The organism is Flavobacterium sp. WG21 (assembly GCF_000335775.1).
Taxonomy (GTDB): Bacteria; Bacteroidota; Bacteroidia; order Flavobacteriales; family Flavobacteriaceae; genus Flavobacterium; species Flavobacterium tructae.
Genome location: NZ_AMYW01000007.1, coordinates 111,679 through 131,633, shown reverse-complemented (window position 1 = coordinate 131,633; position 19,955 = coordinate 111,679). Strand labels below are relative to the sequence as shown.

The following is a 19,955-nucleotide window of genomic DNA, read 5'->3' as shown; positions in this document are numbered from 1 at the left end:
TAGTTCGTAAAGGTTTGTGTTGTACGAATTTATATTTTTTTTAGGAATAATGACGTAATAGCCGAATTTAGTTTTGCATTATTTTAGCCATTTTACTAAAGCTTCTTCGACACTGCCTTTCATTATGGGCTTAGAGATGTAGTCATTCATTCCGGCAGAAAGGCATTTGTTGCGTTCCTCTTTTTCGGCGCCGGCTGTTACGGCAATGATTGGAATGTCTTTTCCTATAATGGTATTTCTGATGGCTCTTGTGGTTTCATAACCGTTCATAATAGGCATCTGAATGTCCATAAAAACCAAATCAGGATTGATGTTTTCAAACTGACTTACGGCCTCGTAACCATTTTCGCATTCGTGTATGTAGGCACCGCTATATAAATTTTTGATGATGGTTTTTAAAAGCAGCATGTTGACCTTATTGTCTTCGACAATCAAAAAGGTAATGCTTTTTTGATCTGAAACCGGGTCGTCGGAATTTAGTTCGAGACTGGTATTTTGAAGTTCGGTATTGTATTTCTCGCTAATGCTTTGATTGCTTGTTTTTAAGTTCAGGTCAAAATAAAAATTACTTCCTCTGTCGATTTTACTTTCCAGCTGTAAGCGGCTTTCCATTAAAGCAAGCAATTGATTTGAAATTGTCAGTCCTAATCCTGTACCTCCAAATTTTCTCGTCGTAGAGCTATCCTCCTGAGAAAAGGCTTTGAAGATTTTCTTCTGATTTTTTTCGAGAATTCCAATTCCGGTATCCACCACCGAAAATCGGATAATGCAATCGTTGTTGCTGCTTTTTTCTAAAACGGAAACATTAAGCTTGATAGAGCCTTTGTTGGTAAACTTAACAGCATTTGAAAGCAGATTGATTAAGATTTGTTTGATACGCACAATATCTGTCCAGATGTATTTGGGAACATCGGGTGCGACATTTAATTCTAACTGCAGATTTTTTTGATTGGATTCGTATACAATTAAATCAAAAACTTGTCCGAGTACTTTTTTGATGTCGTATAAATCGATAAAAAGTTCCAGTTTGCCCGCTTCGATTTTAGAAAAATCAAGAATGTCATTGATGATATCCAGTAGCGAATGCGCTGACTGGTTAATCGTAGTCATGTATTTTTCCTGAATTTCTTCAAGGCCGGTATTCATCAGTAAATGTGTGAAACCAATAATGCCATTCAAAGGAGTTCTGATTTCATGCGACATATTGGCCAGGAAATCAGATTTAGATTTATTGGCTGCCTCAGCAAGCTGTTTGGCTTTTATGGCATCTTCACTTTCTTTTTTGTTGGTGATGTCGAAATAAATTCCACCCACAAATTCAATTTCATCCCCTTTTTTAATCACGTCTCCAAATTCTTCTACCCAGATAAACTCGCCGGTTTTCCGCCGGATGCGATAGATATTGTGCAGCGGCATTCCACTTTGTAAATTATCGATTTGGTTGTTGATCACTTCGTCTTTGTCATCAGGATGAATAAGAGATAAAAAGGATAAATTATTTTCAATAAACTCTGATTTGGAATAACCGGTAAGATTTAAAATTTCATCGTTGAGAAATATCTTAGTAGAGAAAGCATCAAATTTTGACAAGTATACCGTGCCGGGAATGTTGTTGGCGATTAATTTGAATTTTTCCTCACTTTCGAGAATTTTGGTTTCGTTTCGGTTTCTTTCCAGTGCCGATGAGATGTTATTTGCCAGAACCTGAAAGATGTAAATTTCTTCTTCAGACCATTTTCGCTCTTTGGTGCAATCGTCGAAGCCTATGAATCCGGTAAAGATATCGTTGATGTACAGCGGTAATATCAGAATCGATTTGATTTCATTGGCAATCAGTAGTTGTTTGAAAAAAGTATTGTCTAGTTTGCGGGTAAGTGTATTGACGATTTTTTTGTTCTGAGCAGCGTCGTAGATTTCTTGTAATTGATCTTTTGTTAATCGCTGTAATTTTGTGATCTGATGCTCAATACCCTGTCTGGACCATTTGTATTTCTGACTTACGGTATTTGTTGTAAAATCTTTTTCGTAGTAGTACATATGGTCTACTTTAGCTGCTTTTCCAATTAAATTGTAGGTCTCCTGAAACATTTCCTGAGTAGATTTACTCATTAGAAATTTTTCGGTACACAGCGAAAGTGCAGACAATAGCTGACTTTTGAATTCTAATTTTTTTTCGGCCTCCAAACGCATTTGTGAGGAGATTGCCAATGAGATTACATCCGAAATGGTGCGGGCGTAATTGATATCCTCGTTGTCCCAGTTTCTTTTTTCTTCGGTACTTTCAAAGCAAACAACTCCAACAAGCTGTCCGTTTAAAAATATAGGGACATCCAACATCGATTTGATGTGGTTTTTAGTAAAGTATAATTTTTGAAATTCGGATGTTTCGAGCTTATTGAAAACGTCCGGAGCATTTATGATTGCTTTGCTTTTAAGCGTTTCAAAGTAAATTGGATAGGATTGTTTGTCCAGTATATTTTTGTCATTAAGATGCTGTTTGTCAATGCTGAAAAGATTCTTGCAGCTGATTAAGTCTTTATGACATTTCCAAAAGCTCACCCGATTGGTTTTGGTTACTATTGCGGCTTCTTTTATGATAAAATCAATAACCGTATTTAAATTGTCGTATTGGCTAAAATCTGTAGTCGAGAGTTTATTAATCGAATTGTTATACGATTCGATTTTCTTCAGACGTTTTCTTTTGTCGTTCTCAATATTTCTAATTTCAGTAATGTCACGGGCTATTCCGGCAAAGCCAATTGTTTGTCCGAGGTCATTTTTTCGAACAATAATCTTTTGCGAAATCCAAAGCTTTTTCCCGTTTTTCTTCAGAATAGGAATCTCTATAGTGGGGAAATTATTTTCATTCATTTCCAGGTTTTCGTAGAAATCTACGGCATTACGCTGGTAGTTTTCATGGATGAAATTAGAATAATGCTGAGAGATAATTTCGTTCTCAGAATACCCCAATATCGAAAATCCAAAGTCATTGATAAAGGTAAAATAACCATCAGAATCAATTTCAAAAATGATATCCGTAGCGGTTTGAATCAGGTTTTTGTATTGATCGCGAACGGTAATTTGTTCTGTAACATCCTGACCGATACTGATAATTAAACCCTGAGAAAATCTTTTATCTTTCCACTGTATGTATTTGTATTCCCCGTTTTTGCTTCTTAATTTCCGGATATAAAGTTTGTCTTCTTCATGGTTTATATTGCTGAGGTTTTCAGGATAGTCTGTTTCATTTGTTAATTTCCAAAATTTAGCCCCCATAACTTCGTCCGGTAAATATCCCAGAATAGAAGTGATAGTTTCACTGCAAAATAAGACTTCGTTTTTTTCGTTTGTGGCAATAGTCAGGGAATTCCCTTTGTGTACAATTTCATTGGTGAATCTGAAATTATCACTGTTGTTTAGTAAAACGGCATATTTAACCTGATTAAGAATGAAAATCAGAACACAGTAGTTGATTAAGATAATGGATGATTTTACGGGAATTAATTGGTAAACAACCGTTGTAATCAGAAAGGTAAAAACTAATCCAACAAAGAACCAGTATAGTTTTATGGGTTTTAAGATGCTGTAGGAGAAGTAGAAGAAAATTAAAAAAGCAATTATAGGAATAATATCGTTGGTGCGATAGATGATGTTGTATCCGATATAAAAGAGATAAACAAAGAAGGATAAAATAAATATCGACTGAACCCGCTCTTTTAAAAATTTAATTTTACCAATGATGAAATAAAATAAAAGCATCGAGAAGCCTATGCTTACATTTACTAAAAGTAAACTCTTTGGCCTGATTTTAAAAATTTCGTTGATGATTTCGATTACAATCAATGCAATACCAAAGAACAAAATATAGAGATGATACTCTCTGTTTACTGTTTCTGTTTCCGGTTTTCTTTCGATGAAGTAGCCAATTCTGGTCTTGATCCGGAAGAATTGATATACGAGAAGGGTCAGAAAGGCAATCATCGACAATCCTAACATAATGAGTTTAGGATTGTTGTAAAATATGATATCTGAATTGATAACATACCACTTCGTAATAATTGATTTCAGGGCATTACCAAGTATGGCAACTCCTGGGATCAACGAATTGAAAAGACTATAGTTTGCTACCATAGAATTCGGGGGTATGTTTGGTTTAGTAAATCTTTTATTTTGAAAATTTCAACAGAGCAGGTTAGACTCTTTTTTAGCTGAAATTTTATATTTTTTAAAAATCAGACTGACCGATAGAGTCAATAGGATCTTCTTTATCTGTTTTTACAATAGCACAATATATGGCATAAGTCATGGAATAGCTAAAAGGGATCGTAAAAAGTACTCCAATACAAAACGCACAAAGACCAACTAGTATAGCGCCAACTATAGTAATTATAAGTCCTAATAATATCAAAGGCTGTTTGCTTATCAAGATGAGACTTGATTTAATGGCATCAACGGCTTTTAAGTTTCCAAATACGATAAGTGGAATGGTTAAGAAGGTAAAAAAAGATAATGTCAGTGAGAAAACTAATCCTACGGCATTTAATTTTTGAACTTCTAAAAAGGTCGTAACGATAACGCTAAACAATGAAATCAAAAAGGTCGCCGCAAAAATTTGTGCGAAATGGCGGCTTTTGTAATAGGAAAATATTGTAGAGACATTAAATTCCTGATCTTTTTCTGCACAATCGGCCATTTTTAAAAACCCTGCCGTAAAAGGACTCATAATTGCCGATACGAAGGCTGTTCCAATAATATAAAGGACTAGATAAATTTGAGACAGATTTTGAGGCTGTATGTTCAGGAAGTTTGCATTCGTTAATTTGTCGATGCCAAAAAATGCAACTAGTATGAGATAAACAATAGCACCAAAGAATACCGAAAAAACCAATAGCATTAATCCGGCATAGACGGCTATTTTCTTGTAATTTTCAAAAGCATGATTGAAAACAGTTGAAAAATCTAAGGTATATCCATGATTTTTAATGTCTTTGATCTGATCGAATGTAGATTTCATTTTTATTGGAGTAGAATTATTTTATATCGACGAAATTTTAAATAATTAATGCGCCGTAAATATAATATTTTTAATCAATTTGATATGAAAATCTGGAAAACATTGCGAAATTGTTTTTTTACAGATTACAACCAGTTCAGTAAACGTTTCAGGGATATCAGTTTGTCTTTGTAAGGAGCATAACGCATAGGTAAATCAAGCCAGTTTCCTTTTTTTACCACAGCTTTGTGGTGTGAGAAAATATCAAAGCTCAATTGACCGTGATAAGCGCCAATACCGCTATGACCAACTCCTCCGAATGGTAATCTTTTGTTTGAGAAATGAACGACAGTATCATTAATACAACCTCCTCCAAAAGAATGGGAAGTAATTAGTTTTTTAGCAAAATTTTTATTTTCACTGAAAACATAAAAGGCAAGAGGTTTTTCATAACGACTGATCACGTTGTGTATGTCAGCCTCTGTTTCGTAAGTCAGAATAGGAAGGATAGGACCAAATATTTCTTCCTTCATGACCGGACTGTCCAAAGCAGGTTCTTCAATTAAAGTAGGAGAGATGTAGTTTTTTTCAGCATCCGTTTCTCCTCCAAAAATAACCTTTTCGCGTTCGATCATACTGTCTAGTCGGACCCAGTTTTTGGTGTTGATGATGCGGGCAAAATCAGGAGATTTGTCTATTTTTTTGCCGTAAGCTTTTAGAATTTCTTCTATCAGAAAAGAAATAAAATTGACTTTCATGTTTTTCTGAACCAGGATATAGTCCGGTGCAATACAGGTTTGTCCGGCATTGATGAATTTTCCCCATACGATTCGTTTTGCCGCCAGCTTTAAATTCGCGGTTTCGTCAATGATACATGGGTTTTTTCCGCCTAGTTCTAAAGTTACGGGAGTTAAATTTTCGGCAGCAGCTTTGGCTACAATTTTTCCAACAGCAACACTTCCGGTAAAGAAAATATAATCCCAGCGCTGTGCCAGTAATTGGTTCGAAACTTCAACACCTCCTTCAATAACTTCAACATGTTTGATGTGAAAGGTCTTCTCAATAATTTTAGCAATCACTGCTGAGGTGTGAGGTGTTAGTTCTGAAGGTTTTAAAACCACTCTGTTTCCGGCAGCTACAGCTGAAATTAAAGGACATAAAGCCAATTGAAACGGATAATTCCAGGGAGCAATTACCAAAACATTTCCGTAAGGTTCTTTAAAAATGTAATCGGTAGAAGGGAAATTGAGCAGAGAAGGCAAAACGCGTTTTGGTTTCGCCCATTTATTAATGTTTCGAATAGTATCCTTTAGATCCGAAATTACATAGTTGGTTTCGGTTAAAACAGCTTCAAATTCAGGCTTTTTAAAATCATCGTACAAAGCTTTTACAATCAAATCCTCGCTTTTCTGAATGTTGTACAACAATTTCTTTAACGTTTCTTTCCTGTAGGCAATGTTGTTTTTATAGTCCATAGTGTATAATCCGATTGATTTTTTGCTTCTGCAAGTTAATCGATAAAACTTGATATTTTAACAATTAAATCATAAAATCATAGCGCATTCCAAATAGTCTCGTCGGGAGTAGGAGCGATTATCGTGATGTTTTCTTTAGAAACCGGATGTACAAAAACTAATTTTCGGGCATGAAGATGTATTCCGCCATCAGGATTACTTCGGTCAAAACCATATTTTAAATCTCCTTTTATAGGAGAGCCAATCGCTGCCAGCTGAGCACGAATCTGATGATGACGACCGGTATGTAAATTGATTTCGAGTGCCACATAATTTTGAAGCTCTTTGAAAACAGTATAATCCAGACTGGCCAGTTTACTGTCTGGAACTTCCTTTAAATGTGCTTTTGAAGTATTGTTTTTCTCGTTTCTTTTGAGGTAATGAACGAGCTTCGCAGTGTTTTGTTGCGGTTTATTTTTAACAACAGCCCAATACGTCTTTTGAGTTTCACGATTACTGAACATTTCGTTCATACGTGACAATGCTTTACTGGTTCTGGCAAAAACAACAATTCCTGTCGTAGGTCTGTCCAGACGATGAATAACGCCCAGAAAAACATCTCCGGGTTTATTGAATTTGTCTTTGATATATTCTTTTACAATATCAGATAAAGGTTTATCACCGGTTTTATCTCCTTGTACAATATCACCCACACGCTTGTTGACCACAATGATGTGATTGTCTTCGTGAAGAATTTGGAGGTTGTTTTTGTTGGAAAGTACTTTCAAAATCGATTTTTAGATTTTTAGATTGTTTGATTGTTCGAATTTTTTAGATTGAGATTGTCTAAATTAAAAGAGATCAATTGTTGTGTTTTAATAGTTTTAAATCTTGTAATCTGTTTGTTACCAGCGTTACTTAATTTAATTTCAGTTGAACAATTCAATAATCTTAAGATCGAAAGATCCAAGTTAGTGTCGTTCAACTGAAATTATATTAGAGTAGATTTAAACTTTGAGGTCATTTTTACAATTCTATCGAGATTAAAGCACAACTCATCCAGTTTTTCCTGATCGAGATAGCCTAAATCAAAAGAGATTAATAATTGAGTTTCAATTTCGAAAATAGAACCGATTGCAATTTCGAGAAATCTTGAAAAATCTTTGCTGCTGCTTCGTGAGCATCCTTCAGCAATATTTGAAGGCACAGACACAGAGGCACGACGAAGTTGATTTGTTAAACCAAATTTTTCTGATTCAGGGAAATTAGATGTAATGACGTAAATTTCGGAGCAGAATTTTCTGCTTGATTTCCAAATTTCTAAATCTTTAAATCTATGCATTACAGGTTTTTCTTAAATTGAGTTAATTGCGATCTAACAATCCAATAATCGAACTATCGAAAAATCTAAATTAATACTGTTCCCCCGAATTCGGGAAATCTGCAGATTTAACGTCGGCAGCATATTGGCTGATAGCCTGAGTCATTTCTTCGTATAAATTTAAGTAACGGCGTAAGAAACGAGGACTGAATTCGTTGTTCATTCCCAACATATCATGAATTACAAGAACTTGTCCGTCTACACCGCCGCCGGCTCCGATTCCGATTACCGGAATTGAAATGCTTTTAGCAACCTGCTCGGCTAAATGAGCCGGGATTTTTTCTAAAACAATACCAAAACAGCCAATTTTTTCGAGAAGTTTAGCATCTTCAATTAATTTTTCGGCTTCTTCATCTTCTTTTGCACGAACGCTGTAGGTTCCGAATTTATAGATGGATTGAGGTGTTAAGCCCAAATGTCCCATAACCGGAATTCCTGCGTTTAATATTTTTTTGATAGATTCTTTAATTTCTTTTCCTCCTTCAAGTTTTACCGCATGTCCGCCGCTTTCTTTCATGATTCTGATCGCAGAGCGCAAAGCTTCTTTTGGATCTGACTGGTAACTTCCGAAAGGTAAATCTACCACTACTAAAGCTCTGTCTACAGCGCGAACTACAGACGAGGCATGGTAAATCATTTGATCTAAAGTAATAGGCAATGTCGTTTCATGACCTGCCATAACGTTTGATGCAGAGTCGCCTACCAGAATAACATCGATTCCTGCGGTATCAACAATTTTTGCCATTGTAAAATCGTAAGCGGTAAGCATTGAGATTTTTTCTCCATTGCTTTTCATTTCGATTAATGACTTTGTGGTGATCTTTTTATAATCTTTTTTTGCTACTGACATTTTTGAGTTTTTTTGAATGTGTAAAAGTATTGAATAATTATAGATTGAAATCAGCAATAGAAGATTATTTCAATCGTAAATAATTTTCCCTCTCTGAATTCTATTCTAAATTCGCTGTCTTCCAGTTGAATAGCATACAGATGCGGATTTTTCATGGAAGCACCGATATAAGTCCCGTATTTTTCAATAAATGCTTTTTCGGTCAGATTGTGATCGAGAGAAGCCGTTGGACTGAAAACAAGTTTGTTGTTTTCGTTGATAAAAACCTTCGTTATTTCAGCCTGATTTTGTTTTTCATCTACTGAAACTTCAAAATCCGGATAGTAGTAAAAAAGCTCACTGAGGTAAATACCGCATTCGTCGCTTACGGTTCCTTTTTTAGTAGGTTTTCCAAAGTTTTTGACTAAATCTTTTTGCGAAAAAAAGAGTGATTTTGTTTTTACACCTTTTAAAAGAAATTCGGCTTTTTTACTGAAAGCGGTAATTTCTTCCGGTTTTTTGGTTTTCGCTAATCCTTTGGCAATAGCGATATTCAGTTCAGTATCGGCCAGAAGTTTTGGATCGTTTAATTGTTTTACAACTTCATAATATCTTTGATAAGCGGGTGCCAGTTTTGCATTTTCACTGTTCCAGGCCAATTCTACAATTCGTTCGCCAATCGTTTTGCGTTCTGCAACCGCATTGACATTCAGCTTATCAAAATCTTTGAGTAACGAATTAAAATCGGGTCTTTTTCCAAGGAATTTTCCAAGTGTAAATTGTGCATACTCAGGATCACTATGACCTTGTATGTTTACCCATTCGTCCGGGTTTTTTGGAAGATAATTAACCGCTACAGGATCACCGGTGAACAGAATGGCTCTTATTTTTGAGTTTTTATCCGGTAGTGCTCTTGCTTTTAAACCGGCGACTAAAACAAAAAGATGGCTGCTGCCATAGTAATTGTCGTTACCTTCAATAATTGGATTTTCGGGATCTTTTGTTTGAACATCTTTTGCGTTTAACCTTTTTGCAATAAATTGCTCAGGAACATAACCTTCTGAGAAATTATCGGATCTTACTTTATACCAGCCATTTTTACTTTCCGAAAGAAGCTGAACTTCTGCTCCATATTTAAAATAGCCAAGAAAGTCGCCTGCAGTAGTAGTTGAAGTATAGAGACGAGTATCAGAATTAAGAAAGTAACGTTCTTGCGAATGAATCAGAGCAGAGCAAAACAGTATCGCTATAAGTAAGAAGTGCTTTTTCATGAAGTAGTTTTTTCGCCACAGATTAAAAGGATTGAAAAAGAGCTGTAATAAACTTAATTCAAACGTATTTAATCTGTGGCAAATGTTCTTTAGCAATCCGCCATGTTTACGGCAATGGCCAATCCGCCTTCAGAGGTTTCTTTGTATTTGGAATTCATGTCTTTGGCAGTTTGCCACATGGTATTGATCACTTTGTCTAAAGGCACTTTTGCATTTTTAGAATCGGTTTCAAGCGCCAGTTCAGCCGCATTGATAGCTTTTATGGCTCCCATTGTATTTCTTTCGATACACGGAATCTGAACCAAACCGCCAATTGGGTCACAGGTAAGACCTAAGTGATGTTCCATGGCAATTTCGGCAGCCATTAAAACCTGAGCAGGAGATCCGCCCATTAATTCGCAAAGTGCTGCTGCAGCCATTGATGATGATACACCAATTTCGGCCTGACAGCCTCCCATTGCGGCAGAAATGGTTGATCCTTTCTTGAAGATACTACCAATCTCTCCGGCAACCATTAGGAATTGTTTGATTTCTTTTTCGCCTGCATTATGGTTTTCAATTACCAGATAATACATTAAAACAGCCGGGATTACACCTGCACTTCCGTTTGTAGGAGCAGTAACTACACGACCTAAAGAAGCATTTACCTCATTCACGGCAAGTGCAAAACAGCTTACCCATTTCAGGATTTGACGAAATTTAACCTCTGTTTTTCTGATTTCTTCCAGCCAGCTTTGTGGATCTGAATAGTTAGATAAACCGATTAAATTCTGATGCATGTCAAAAGCACGTCTGCGAACATTCAGACCGCCCGGCAGAATTCCTTCTGAATGGCAGCCAATGTACATGCATTCTAACATGGTATGCCAAACGCGCATTAATTCGGAGTGAATTTCAGCTTCCGGACGCATCGATTTTTCGTTTTCATAAACAATTTCAGAAATCGATTTGTTTTCGGTCACTGTATAATTTAAAAGCTCAACAGCATTTTGAATCGGGAAAGGGAAGGCACATTTGATCTCTTCTTTGATTTTAGCATTGGTGCGTTCTTCTTTAACGACAAATCCTCCTCCAATCGAATAAAAAGTAGATTCATATTCAGAATCGTCAGCTTTATAGGCTGTAAATTTTAATCCATTAGCATGAAAAGGAAGGAAATCTTTATTGAAAACAATGTCCTGAAGAAAGTAAAACGGAATTTTATATTCGTTAGCCAGAATAATTTCGTGCTGTTCTTCAATGTTTTTAATAATTCCGGCAATGTTTTCAACCGGAATATACTCGGGATCTTGCCCGCTTAAACCCAGCATTACCGACAAATCGGTAGCATGACCTTTTCCGGTTAAGGAAAGAGATCCGTATAAATCGACTTTTACACGTTTAGTCTGGTCTAAAATTGATTCGTCTTTCAGCTCCTCCAAAAAACGTTCAGCGGCTCTCCATGGCCCTAAAGTATGTGAACTTGAGGGACCAACGCCAATTTTAAGCATATCAAAAACAGAGATACATTCTTCCATTGTGCAATTTTTATTAAGACAAAGATAATTGAATAATGCAATCCCGCTCAATTTTCTATTGTTAATGTTGCAGTTTTGTTAAAATAAATATTAAATATTAATAATTTGGCAACGAAACAAAATTAATTGCTTAATATGCCATTTTCGTAGAAAGTTCGCAATTTTTTTAGGTATTTTTGTAATGAAACAATCACTAAAGAAGCCGTTTTTTCTGCTTTTCGAAGAAACGACAAATAATAACTTCTGAGATTTTATTTTGCTTTTGGCGCTTTTTTCTGCGGAAAACTAAAATATTGTTAAGAAGATAAAATTACATTATGATAGAATTTTTCAGGCATTTTTTACAAGAATTCGAATTACCACTCAGTAATCCGGTATTGATTTTTTCTTTGATCCTTTTCATCATCCTCTTGTCACCGATTTTACTAAAAAAAATTAATATCCCGGGAATTATCGGGCTTATAATTTCAGGAGTCATCATTGGGCCTCACGGATTGAATATTCTGGCCAAGAACTCTGCTGTTGATTTGTTTTCGACAATCGGACTTTTGTATATCATGTTTATTGCGGGTCTGGAATTGGATATGAATGAGTTTAAAGCCAATAGGAATAAGAGTTTATTGTTCGGTTTTTTTACCTTTATTTTTCCGTTAACGATTGGTTTTCCGGTTTGTTTTTATCTGCTGAAATATGATTTTAATGCTAGTTTTTTAACAGCCAGTATGTTTGCCACCCACACATTGGTCGCGTACCCGATTGTGAGTAAACTCGGAATCGCAAAAAATCAGGCAGTGGCTATTACAGTTGGAGGAACTATATTAACGGATACTGCCGTTTTGATTATTTTGGCGGTGATTATGGGAAGCAGTCAGGGAAGTTTGAATCAGGCTTTCTGGATTAAATTGACGGTTTCACTGGCCATTTTTTCGGCCATCATGTTTTTGGTTATTCCAAGGATAGCGAAGTGGTTCTTTAAAAAATTGGAAAGCGAGAAACACGCCCACTATATATTTGTACTTTCAGTGGTATTTTTTGCTGCGTTTTTAGCAGAGGTAGCGGGAGTAGAGCCTATTATCGGTGCATTCGTTGCCGGTTTAGCATTAAACCCTTTAATTCCGCATTCATCGGCTTTGATGAACAGAATTGAGTTTATCGGGAATTCACTATTCATTCCTTTTTTCCTGATTTCGGTGGGAATGCTGGTAGACATCAGCGTGATCCTGAGCGGACCAACCGCTTTAATTGTAGCAGGAACTTTGAGTGTGGTGGCTATTTTTGGAAAATGGATCGCGGCCTTTTTTACGCAGATTGTATTTAGATATACCAAAACCGAAAGACAGCTTATTTTTGGATTGAGCAGTGCACATGCAGCTGCGACTTTAGCCGTTATTTTGGTAGGATTTAAAGCAAAAATTTTAGACGAAAATATCCTGAACGGAACAATTATTTTAATTCTGATTACTTGTATTGTGGCTTCTTTCGCGACAGAAAAAGCAGCTAAAAAGATTGCGATTTGCGAAGAAGAAGTTTCAAATGAAGATGCCAATGGTGATCAGATTCTGGACGAACATATCCTGATTCCGTTAGCCAAAACGTCGGCTACGGAAAGTTTGCTGGATTTTGCACTTTTGATAAAAGATAAAAAATCATCTAATCCGGTGACACTATTAACGATTGTACCGAATAACGATCAGGCGGAAATTAATATCTTAAAATACCGAAAAGCTGTTGATAAATTTGTTATTCAGGGGTCAGCTTCAGAAGTAAAAATCAATACGATTGCCAGAATCGACCATAATCCGGCAAGTGGAATTGCGAGAACGTCCAAAGAGATCATGTCCGATATTGTGATCGTGGGATGGCCCAGAAAAACTGGTTTTTTGGATAAAATTTTCGGTGAAAATGTAGACTCGATCATCAATAATGTAGACAAATGTTTGTTCATCTGCAGGTTTCAAAAAACATTTATTGAGGAAAAAAGACTGGTTTTTATCTGTCCGCCTTTCTCTGAAAGAGGTGTTGGATTTCACCTGCTGCTGCAAAAGATCTCTCGATTATCTCAGGAATTAAGTATTCCGATCGTCGTTTATGCCGAATACAAAACACATGAGGCAATTGTGCAGATTGCCACTAAATTGAAATTAAATGCCAAACTAGCTTTTAAAAGTATTTTGAACTGGGATGATTTTGAATCGATCTCAGATGAAATTAAAGCTACAGATCTGATTGTTTTTAACTTCTCCAGAAAAGGATCCGTTTCGTACCAATCGATTTTTGACAGATTGCCACAGAAATTTGAAAAATCATTTAGTGATAACAATCTGATTTTGGTTTATGGACAGGAAGACCGTAAAGAGACTGCAATGGATGCCTACGATGATTTCACTGCAACACCATTGACAAAAGGTCTGGAAGCAATAGAACAAATTGGTCGAGGTTTGGGTAATATTTTGAAAAAAGGCTAGAATAAATAATTTGTAATTTTCTAAGATGGTACTAAAATTTCCTTTAATTGTATTGACCTTTTTAACTCTTACAGCAACTGCGCAAAATAAAATGAAAAAAGCCGAAGAACTTATAGACAAAGCCGACCCAGGATGGACTCAGGTCGAAGAATGGATTAAGACAGCAAAAAATAAAGTAGAAATTTTGCCAGTTGACGCCTTAAAAGCAAAAGAGGTTTTGTACAAAATTCAGGTTACCACCCGCTCGCCAATGGGAGCTATTGTGTACCATACAGGAGGTCTTTTGATCGACGATGGCTGGATTAGAATTCTGGGTTCAGGAAATGCAAAATTCAATCGTACGCTTCCGGATTGGAACAAAGGGAAATCGTTTAATGATTTTGGCGAAACAGCGCCTTTTTTATTAGTTGCCGACGATGCTATTGGAGGTTTCTACCTTCTAAATGGAGGAGGATTGGGAAGTGATGTTGGAAAAATGTATTATTTCTCTCCTGATAATCTGGAGTACGAACAGCTGGATATTACGTATTCTGAATTTTTAGGATTCTGTTTTGATAATGATCTGGATAAGTTCTATCAAGGCAACAGATGGAATGGATGGAGAGCCGAAGTATCAAAATTGAAAGGCGATGAAGTCTTTAACTTTTATCCTTTTTTATGGACGGCGGAAGGAAACGATATTAATAAAAATTCACGAAAAATAATTTCGGTCCAGGAACAATACGGACTGAATTTAGATTTGCGAAAACAACTGGGTTTTGATAAATAGAAATTTGACTTTTTAACTTCTAAAACGAGCAATTATGAAGCATAAAGCAATATCGATCCGACCTTTTATAGGAGCCAAAGATTTTGAGATTTCCAGAAGTTTCTATCAGGATTTAGGTTTTGAAGAAGGAGTTTTAGATCCAAAATTTTCTGTTTTTGAAGCGGGAGATTTGTCCTTTTATCTTCAGGATTATTACGATAAAAGCTGGAATGAAAACACCATGATTTTTTTAGAAGTAGAAGATGTCGATTACTATTACAAGCAGCTTTTGGCGCTTAACTTAACGGAAAAATACGGAGTAAAATTAACACCTATCGTTCATCAGGATTGGGGAAGTGAATGTTTTTTACACGATCCTTCGGGTGTTTTGTGGCATTTTGGGAAGTTTAATAAGTAGTATATAAGTTGTCAGATTTGTGCCTCCTTATTTCTTTTTTATTTTCTCCAGATTTTCTTTTACTCTGAATTTTACAATTTCGGTAATTAAATCATAGGGCATAGGCTGATTTAAAGGAAATTGTACAGAGCCTTTTCCTGATTTGTATTTTGACAGTTCTTCTTTAAAAGCATTATGCCCACTAGGTAAAGCATAAAGCCCAATATGATTTTTGAAAGCTGCAAAATACACTACGATTCCGTTTTGCTCAAAAGCTGGCATAGAATAACTGATTTTTTCTTTAGCATCAGGAGCTGCATTTTGAATGGTCATTCGAATCCTCTCTAAAATTTCCTGAACATCATTTGGAAAACTACCAATATATTCATCAATGTTTTCCGGTTTCTTTGTTTCCATACAATGGTCTTAAATTGCTTAAAGTTTCAGGTTTCAGGTTCTAGGTTGTTTATTCCAATCCTTTAGGGAATCGATCCAAAACTAAATTGAGTTGAATGTTGTGTTCTAAATAAGCTTTGGCTCCGGCCAGTACCAAAGTAAAACCTTCGGTAGAATTTCGAACCTGATCGATGATTTTATCGGGATCTCCTTTTAAACCTGAATTGGTGATGCTCACAAAGGTGTCATTTTCGTTTAACGGACTAAAGATCCATTCGACTATGGTGGTTTCATTAGGATGTCCCCATTCGATTACAATTTTTTTATTTTCCTCTAAATTATGAGTAGTCACCGTTAACGAGAACCCATACATTTCCCAGGTCCATTCGGTTGTTGTTCCGGCGATTAGTTTTCCTGAACTTTTTGTAAACCAAAATTTACTGGTGATTTCCGGATCTGTAAACGCCTGAAAAACTTCTGAGACAGGTTTTCTGATCAGCATTTCGGCTTTTGCGAAGTGGTTGTTTTCTGTTTTCATTTTTTTTGTGAAATGTTAGATGTAAAATGTAAAATGAATTTTGTGAAAGCTGAAATTTAGAACTTTCAATTTCATTTTTCCCCGACTTCTAATTTATAAAATTTATGGTTTCGTTTTTAGTAAACAGCTAATGATCAAAAGTAAAAAAGAAATTATAGAAGCCACGATTCGGAAAAGGTGGAGATTGTTCCATTTTGCTTCAAACTTACTTCGTAAAAGGGCAGCCTCCTGAATTGAGGTATGAACCAGATCTGTTTTATCAAGCATTTCGTTAAGCGGAATGTTTCCCAAAATAGTAACCAGAATAACACCTGCGAAATAGATAATCGCAGCACCGATCGTCAGACTTAAAACAATCGTATTTGATTTATTAAAATAAGCCGCTGCAAAAGAAAACAGGAAAGAACCAAAAAAGACCAGAAAGAACACCGGATTCTGTATGGTGCGATTCATGTTTTGAAAAGCCCTGAGATAATTGATGTCATCCAGTTTTCCAATTCCCGGAGTTACAGCGTTGCCCCAGGTTAAAAATATTCCGGCTAAAAGCCCTGTAAATAAGGTAGCCAGCAATAATGTAATTGTTTTAGTATCCACAATAAAAGTATCCATGATTTTAGTTTTTTGTTAATACTGTAAAATTAGAACTATTGATTGGCCGATATTTGTTCCGGAAGCACTATGATTTGTCTGAAAAGAATTTCGCTGCAACTATTTTTTAGATACTAGGATTGTGTTGTATCAATCCATTTTCCGGTGGTTGGCGGAACATAATTTCTCATTTGATGCAATAAATCCTCAATAGTATCGCTCACCAGAAGCATTTCCTGATTGACAGGCTTTAATAAACCTTTCTCTACCATAACTTTGGTTAATTCAATCAGAGAATCATAAAAGCCATTGATGTTCAGAATGCCGATTGGTTTTTTATGCAAACCTAATTGTCCCCAGGTCAGCATTTCAAAAAGTTCTTCCAAAGTTCCAAAACCACCCGGTAATGCAATAACACCGTCACATAAATCATTCATTTTGGTCTTTCTTTCGTGCATGCTTTCCACAACGATTAATTCGGTCAAACCCAAATGGGCAATTTCTTTTGATCTTAAAAAGTTTGGCAGTACACCAATAGCTTTTCCGCCTTCGTTCAAAATACCATCGGCGACAGCGCCCATCAGGCCTACATTTGCTCCGCCATAAACCAACTCTATATTTTGTTGGGCTAAAGTTTTTCCAAGCAGTGCTGCCTGTTCTTTGTAAATTTTGTCGGTTCCAAAACTGGAACCACAGAAAACAGTTATTCTTTTCATTATTTTTTTAATTCGTATACAAAATTATGACGCGATGGTTCATTGTAGTAGGCAACGTTTATTTCTTCTACTTTAACAGCACCCAGTTTTTCTATGGCTTTTTGTGAACGGTAATTTTCCGCTCCAATATGAAACTGGACTTTGTCAACTGCTCTAAATGCATAATCCAGCATCATTTTTTTTACCTGAGTATTAAATCCGGTGCCCCAAAATTTTCTTCCATAGAAGGTATATCCAATAAAAACAGCTTTGTTTTCAGGATCGTATTCATAAAATCGGGTGCTTCCTGCAATTTCTCCGGTTGATTTATCGATGATCAGAAAAGCACCTTTGCTTTCCATAGCACCTTCAAAGAAATTTTGAAAAACTTCTTTTTCATAACGGTTTTTATTCGGATGCTGTTCCCAAATCAAAGGATCTGAAGCCACTTTGTACAATTTTTCAAAATCATTTTCCTGAAGCGGCAGTAATTGAACCAGATCATCTTCCAGAATTTCAGGCTGCAGATTTAAAAGAGAGGTATTCATTTTTTGAACTTTTTAAGTAATAGGTTAATTTTAGGAATTAAGCGGTAAACGAAAGCCAAATACTGCGAGTTCACCCTGCATAAAGTCTAAGTCTTCAGATCTTTTGAAACCCAATTTTTCATACATTTCCCAGGCTGTTTTCATGGCTAAAGTCGAATGAATGATCAATTGAGTACGTTTGTTATCAGCCGCTTTTTGGATGCATTCCTGCGTTAGAAGCTTACCAATTCCTTTTCCGCGGGCAGTTGGCGCAACTCCCAGTAATCGAAATCCGGCTGAGTTTTGTTCCTGAGTAGCAATTCCGCCAGAACCGTAGTTTTTCATGTCGTTAAAATAGATTACAGCACCAAGAATTGTATTGTTTTCGTCAGCAGCGACTAAAAGTTCGGTTTGCGGCTGATGGGTAAAATCGCCAATATTGGCCAGCATTTTATAATAGTTGGGCTGCTCATTTTCTTTAGGAAAACCTTCTAATTGTGAATAAACACTAATGAGTAATTTTCCAATTTCTTCAAATTCGGAAGGGAGGGCATTGCGCAGGGTATAAGCTGAAGGAATCATTTTTTATTTTATTAATTGAAGTATGCGGGTCATTTTATGCCTTTCCACCACTGTTGGAATTGCTGTTTTTCATTTTTTAGTTCTACTAATTCTCCAATCATGGGAGTAATCAACGGAATTGGATTTTCCGATAAATTATTTAATTCAGTGACTTTATTCAAAGGTTCGTCCCAGGAATGAGGTGCCAATGAAAACTTAGAAGAATGCACCGGAAATACTCTTTTGGCATTCAGATCTTTCATGGCTTTGATAACATCTTCGGGTAAATTATGAATGTATTTCCAAGCGGGATTGTATTGGCCGTTGTCAATTAGAGCGATATCAAAGGGGCCAAATTGAGTACCAATTTCTTTAAAATGGGTGTCATAACCACTATCGCCACCCAGATACATTTTAAAATCTTTGGTTTCTATTACAAACGACGTCCATAGCGTGTTGCATCGTTTAAAACTTCTGCCCGAAAAATGCCTTGAAGGAGTAGTGTAAAGCGTTAAATTCTGATCGAGTTCTATTTTTTCAAACCAGTCTTTTTCAATGATATTTTCAGTTGGAAATCCCCAAAATTCAAAGTGAGAGCCTACCCCAAGAGAACAGATTATGTGTTTGGTTTTAGGCTTCAATTGTAAAATGGTTTCATAATCGAGATGGTCATAGTGATCGTGCGTGATCAGTAAATAATCAATTTCCGGAAGATCATCAACCGTGTAAATATCAGTTCCTTTGAATGCTTTTGTGGTACCGGGAATCGGGGAGGCATTACCGCTGAAAACAGGGTCAATCAAAAAGCGTTTCCCTTCAAGCTGGATGAGATAGGAAGAATGTCCAAACCAGATTAGTACCTCTTTTTCGGGCGAAAGTTCCAGTAAATTGGTTTTGATGGACGGGATTACGTCAGATGGAGTCTTTCTGTCTACTTTTTTAAGGAGAAAATCATATAATACCTGTGGATAGCCGTAACCTTCAGCCAATTCCGGTGTATGGTTTTGATTTTCGAATTTGCCATTTTTAAATTGAGGTGATTTTTGAATCAATGTCAATCTTTCTCCTGAAGGTGCTTTACCAAACTTTGGATGCTGTAGAAAGAAGTAAAGTGTAATGCCTAAAATCAGAATTATAATTAGAAAAGGTGTAATCATTTTTATTGAGGGGGATATAGTTCTTGTAAATGCTCAACTGACACGGAAATCATTTTTTTAAGAATTTCGAGGTCAATATCGCTTAATTTCTTGACATAGATACAACCTTTTTCGGCTTTGTGTTTTCCAAATTCGGAGAGTAGCTCCTCTCTTTTTTCAGGTGATGCGTACACATAAAGTGAAATTGCAGCTTTTCTTGGTGAAAACGCCACCAATGGGGCATCGCCTTCGCGGCCGCTGGCATATTTGTAATGATAACTGCCAAAACCTATGATACTTGGTCCCCACATTTTGGCTTCAAAACCCGTTTGTTCCTGCATCAGCCTGACCAATTCAAAAGCATCATTTTTTTTGGTTGTATCTTCGACAGTATTGATAAAATCGGCAACACTGTTTTCTGTTTCTATAGTTTTATTTTGTGCCATTTTTTACAGATTT

The 19,955-nt window shown here is 36.2% G+C and carries 19 protein-coding genes; 3 read left to right on the top strand and 16 right to left on the bottom strand.

Going from position 1 to position 19,955, the window contains the following annotated elements; genetic code table 11:
- Positions 1–78: 78 nt before the first annotated feature.
- From C245_RS0107970 to C245_RS0107935, 8 genes are all read right to left on the bottom strand, one after another.
- On the bottom strand, positions 79–4,131 hold the full coding sequence (locus C245_RS0107970) for a PAS domain S-box protein (protein WP_017496063.1): 4,053 nt from the start codon (positions 4,129–4,131) through the stop codon (positions 79–81).
- A 94-nt stretch (positions 4,132–4,225) separates the two neighbouring features.
- On the bottom strand, positions 4,226–5,014 hold the full coding sequence (locus C245_RS0107965; protein ID WP_017496062.1) for a hypothetical protein: 789 nt from the start codon (positions 5,012–5,014) through the stop codon (positions 4,226–4,228).
- Between the two features lie 125 nt (positions 5,015–5,139).
- Entirely contained in the window at positions 5,140–6,468 is a 1,329-nt protein-coding gene (locus C245_RS0107960) for an aldehyde dehydrogenase (protein WP_017496061.1), read from the bottom strand.
- Positions 6,469–6,545: 77 nt separating this feature from the next.
- Positions 6,546–7,235, bottom strand: coding sequence for an RluA family pseudouridine synthase (locus C245_RS0107955; RefSeq protein ID WP_017496060.1), 690 nt, complete (start codon positions 7,233–7,235; stop codon positions 6,546–6,548).
- Between the two features lie 203 nt (positions 7,236–7,438).
- Entirely contained in the window at positions 7,439–7,789 is a 351-nt protein-coding gene (locus tag C245_RS0107950) for a four helix bundle protein (protein WP_017496059.1), read from the bottom strand.
- Between the two features lie 70 nt (positions 7,790–7,859).
- Positions 7,860–8,678, bottom strand: a complete 819-nt coding sequence (panB, locus tag C245_RS0107945) for a 3-methyl-2-oxobutanoate hydroxymethyltransferase (RefSeq protein ID WP_017496058.1) — start codon at positions 8,676–8,678, stop codon at positions 7,860–7,862.
- Between the two features lie 50 nt (positions 8,679–8,728).
- Positions 8,729–9,928: an SH3 domain-containing protein gene (locus tag C245_RS0107940; protein ID WP_017496057.1), complete on the bottom strand. Its 1,200-nt coding sequence runs from the start codon at positions 9,926–9,928 to the stop codon at positions 8,729–8,731.
- Positions 9,929–10,017: 89 nt separating this feature from the next.
- On the bottom strand, positions 10,018–11,445 hold the full coding sequence (locus C245_RS0107935; RefSeq protein WP_017496056.1) for an L-serine ammonia-lyase: 1,428 nt from the start codon (positions 11,443–11,445) through the stop codon (positions 10,018–10,020).
- Positions 11,446–11,762: 317 nt separating this feature from the next.
- Here C245_RS0107935 and C245_RS0107930 point away from each other — a divergent pair, with 317 nt between their 5' ends.
- From C245_RS0107930 to C245_RS0107920, 3 genes are read left to right on the top strand one after another with little or no spacing between them, the layout of a single operon-like run.
- On the top strand, positions 11,763–13,910 hold the full coding sequence (locus tag C245_RS0107930) for a cation:proton antiporter (RefSeq protein ID WP_017496055.1): 2,148 nt from the start codon (positions 11,763–11,765) through the stop codon (positions 13,908–13,910).
- 25 nt (positions 13,911–13,935) lie between these two features.
- Positions 13,936–14,679: a DUF2625 family protein gene (locus C245_RS0107925; protein WP_017496054.1), complete on the top strand. Its 744-nt coding sequence runs from the start codon at positions 13,936–13,938 to the stop codon at positions 14,677–14,679.
- A 34-nt stretch (positions 14,680–14,713) separates the two neighbouring features.
- Positions 14,714–15,076 (top strand): glyoxalase, encoded by a 363-nt coding sequence (locus tag C245_RS0107920; RefSeq protein WP_017496053.1) that lies wholly within the window; start codon positions 14,714–14,716, stop codon positions 15,074–15,076.
- Positions 15,077–15,103: 27 nt separating this feature from the next.
- Here C245_RS0107920 and C245_RS0107915 read toward each other — a convergent pair whose 3' ends face one another.
- From C245_RS0107915 to C245_RS0107880, 8 genes are all read right to left on the bottom strand, one after another.
- Complete coding sequence (locus C245_RS0107915; RefSeq protein ID WP_017496052.1) at positions 15,104–15,472, bottom strand: iron chaperone; 369 nt, start codon at positions 15,470–15,472, stop codon at positions 15,104–15,106.
- Between the two features lie 49 nt (positions 15,473–15,521).
- The gene (locus C245_RS0107910; protein ID WP_017496051.1) at positions 15,522–15,989 is read right to left on the bottom strand and encodes an SRPBCC family protein; all 468 of its coding nucleotides are present in this window, start codon (positions 15,987–15,989) and stop codon (positions 15,522–15,524) included.
- A gap of 102 nt (positions 15,990–16,091) precedes the next feature.
- A complete protein-coding gene (locus C245_RS0107905) occupies positions 16,092–16,598 on the bottom strand; it encodes a DUF1772 domain-containing protein (protein WP_017496050.1) in 507 nt (168 codons plus the stop codon).
- Positions 16,599–16,711: 113 nt separating this feature from the next.
- The gene (locus tag C245_RS0107900; protein ID WP_017496049.1) at positions 16,712–17,293 is read right to left on the bottom strand and encodes a TIGR00730 family Rossman fold protein; all 582 of its coding nucleotides are present in this window, start codon (positions 17,291–17,293) and stop codon (positions 16,712–16,714) included.
- Positions 17,293–17,820, bottom strand: coding sequence for a GNAT family N-acetyltransferase (locus C245_RS0107895; protein WP_017496048.1), 528 nt, complete (start codon positions 17,818–17,820; stop codon positions 17,293–17,295). Before C245_RS0107895 ends, C245_RS0107900 begins: the two co-directional genes overlap by 1 nt.
- A gap of 30 nt (positions 17,821–17,850) precedes the next feature.
- A complete protein-coding gene (locus C245_RS0107890) occupies positions 17,851–18,381 on the bottom strand; it encodes a GNAT family N-acetyltransferase (protein WP_017496047.1) in 531 nt (176 codons plus the stop codon).
- A gap of 29 nt (positions 18,382–18,410) precedes the next feature.
- Positions 18,411–19,517 (bottom strand): MBL fold metallo-hydrolase, encoded by a 1,107-nt coding sequence (locus C245_RS0107885; protein ID WP_017496046.1) that lies wholly within the window; start codon positions 19,515–19,517, stop codon positions 18,411–18,413.
- Positions 19,518–19,519: 2 nt separating this feature from the next.
- Positions 19,520–19,942 carry a DUF1801 domain-containing protein gene (locus C245_RS0107880; protein WP_017496045.1) on the bottom strand — a complete coding sequence of 141 codons (423 nt, stop codon included), beginning with the start codon at positions 19,940–19,942 and terminating at the stop codon, positions 19,520–19,522.
- Positions 19,943–19,955: the final 13 nt, after the last annotated feature.

Coding starts and splice junctions, on each gene's coding strand:
- C245_RS0107970 (WP_017496063.1), bottom strand. CDS start 4,131: ATGGTAGCAAACTATAGTCTTTTCAATTCGTTGATCCCAGGAGTTGCC.
- C245_RS0107965 (WP_017496062.1), bottom strand. CDS start 5,014: ATGAAATCTACATTCGATCAGATCAAAGACATTAAAAATCATGGATAT.
- C245_RS0107960 (WP_017496061.1), bottom strand. CDS start 6,468: ATGGACTATAAAAACAACATTGCCTACAGGAAAGAAACGTTAAAGAAA.
- C245_RS0107950 (WP_017496059.1), bottom strand. CDS start 7,789: ATGCATAGATTTAAAGATTTAGAAATTTGGAAATCAAGCAGAAAATTC.
- panB (WP_017496058.1), bottom strand. CDS start 8,678: ATGTCAGTAGCAAAAAAAGATTATAAAAAGATCACCACAAAGTCATTA.
- C245_RS0107940 (WP_017496057.1), bottom strand. CDS start 9,928: ATGAAAAAGCACTTCTTACTTATAGCGATACTGTTTTGCTCTGCTCTG.
- C245_RS0107935 (WP_017496056.1), bottom strand. CDS start 11,445: ATGGAAGAATGTATCTCTGTTTTTGATATGCTTAAAATTGGCGTTGGT.
- C245_RS0107930 (WP_017496055.1), top strand. CDS start 11,763: ATGATAGAATTTTTCAGGCATTTTTTACAAGAATTCGAATTACCACTC.
- C245_RS0107925 (WP_017496054.1), top strand. CDS start 13,936: ATGGTACTAAAATTTCCTTTAATTGTATTGACCTTTTTAACTCTTACA.
- C245_RS0107920 (WP_017496053.1), top strand. CDS start 14,714: ATGAAGCATAAAGCAATATCGATCCGACCTTTTATAGGAGCCAAAGAT.
- C245_RS0107915 (WP_017496052.1), bottom strand. CDS start 15,472: ATGGAAACAAAGAAACCGGAAAACATTGATGAATATATTGGTAGTTTT.
- C245_RS0107910 (WP_017496051.1), bottom strand. CDS start 15,989: ATGAAAACAGAAAACAACCACTTCGCAAAAGCCGAAATGCTGATCAGA.
- C245_RS0107905 (WP_017496050.1), bottom strand. CDS start 16,598: ATGGATACTTTTATTGTGGATACTAAAACAATTACATTATTGCTGGCT.
- C245_RS0107900 (WP_017496049.1), bottom strand. CDS start 17,293: ATGAAAAGAATAACTGTTTTCTGTGGTTCCAGTTTTGGAACCGACAAA.
- C245_RS0107895 (WP_017496048.1), bottom strand. CDS start 17,820: ATGAATACCTCTCTTTTAAATCTGCAGCCTGAAATTCTGGAAGATGAT.
- C245_RS0107890 (WP_017496047.1), bottom strand. CDS start 18,381: ATGATTCCTTCAGCTTATACCCTGCGCAATGCCCTCCCTTCCGAATTT.
- C245_RS0107885 (WP_017496046.1), bottom strand. CDS start 19,517: ATGATTACACCTTTTCTAATTATAATTCTGATTTTAGGCATTACACTT.
- C245_RS0107880 (WP_017496045.1), bottom strand. CDS start 19,942: ATGGCACAAAATAAAACTATAGAAACAGAAAACAGTGTTGCCGATTTT.